This is a genomic window from Xanthomonas cassavae CFBP 4642 (assembly GCF_000454545.1).
In the GTDB taxonomy this organism is placed as follows: domain Bacteria; phylum Pseudomonadota; class Gammaproteobacteria; order Xanthomonadales; family Xanthomonadaceae; genus Xanthomonas; species Xanthomonas cassavae.
The window spans coordinates 4,968,391-4,969,416 of sequence record NZ_CM002139.1 but is presented as its reverse complement, the minus strand read 5'-3'; the positions used below and the strand labels follow the sequence as shown (position 1 = coordinate 4,969,416).

Here is a 1,026-nt window from a genome sequence, read left to right as displayed (position 1 = left end):
CCTGATTAGCCCTGACCATCAGCCGCCTGTCGCAGGATCTGCGCCGCGCTGGGTGGATGCTGCTGTCACCTGAAGCCAACGAGGTGGCGTGATGAGTATCAATGCCGTGCAGTTCCAAGCGGGATTGTCGATGCCTGAGTTCTTCGCGTCCTACGGCACCGAAGCCAAGTGCTATCGCGCGCTTTACAAGTGGCGCTGGCCGCAAGGCTTTCGTTGCCCTGTTTGTGCCGGACGCGTGCGCTCGCGTTTCAAGCGGGGTGCTGCGATCTACTACCAATGCAGCGCGTGCCGGCATCAGACCAGCCTGATTGCAGGCACGATGTTCGAAGGCACCAAGCTGCCGCTGCGCACCTGGATGCTGGCGTTGCACCTGCTGACCTCGACCAAAACCAACATGGCCGCGCTGGAGTTGATGCGGCATCTGGGCGTCAACTACAAGACGGCCTGGCGGATGAAACACAAGATCATGCAGGTTATGGCCGAGCGCGAATCCATGCGGAAACTGGCGGGTTTCGTGCAGATCGACGATGCCTATCTCGGCGGCGAGCGTAACGGTGGCAAGGCCGGACGCGGATCGGAGAACAAACAAGCGTTCCTGATTGCGGTGCAGACCGATGCCACCTTCACCGCGCCGCGCTTTGTGGTGATCGAGCCGGTGCGCAGCTTCGACAACACCTCGCTGCAGGACTGGATTGCCCGTCGCTTGGCGCCCGAATGCGAGGTCTACACCGATGGGCTGGCCTGCTTCCGCCGGCTAGAAGACGCCGGCCACGCGCACACCACGCTGGACACTGGCGGTGGTCGTGCCGCGACCGAAACGGCCGGTGCACGTTGGCTCAACGTGGTGCTGGGCAATCTCAAACGCGCCATCAGTGGCGTGTATCACGCCATCGCGCAAGGCAAATACGCAAGGCGTTACCTGGGAGAAGCGGCCTATCGTTTTAATCGTCGATTCCGCTTGCGCGAGATGCTGCCACGACTTGCCACGGCCATGATGCAATCCACACCATGCCCAGAGCCGGTTTT

1 pseudogene is annotated in these 1,026 nt (G+C 61.6%); it reads left to right on the top strand.

The annotated features are described in order from the left end of the window. Window positions 1-91 precede the first annotated feature (91 nt). Window positions 92-1,024: pseudogene (locus tag XCSCFBP4642_RS0122170) on the top strand (IS1595 family transposase); the annotation flags it as partial. Window positions 1,025-1,026 lie beyond the last annotated feature (2 nt).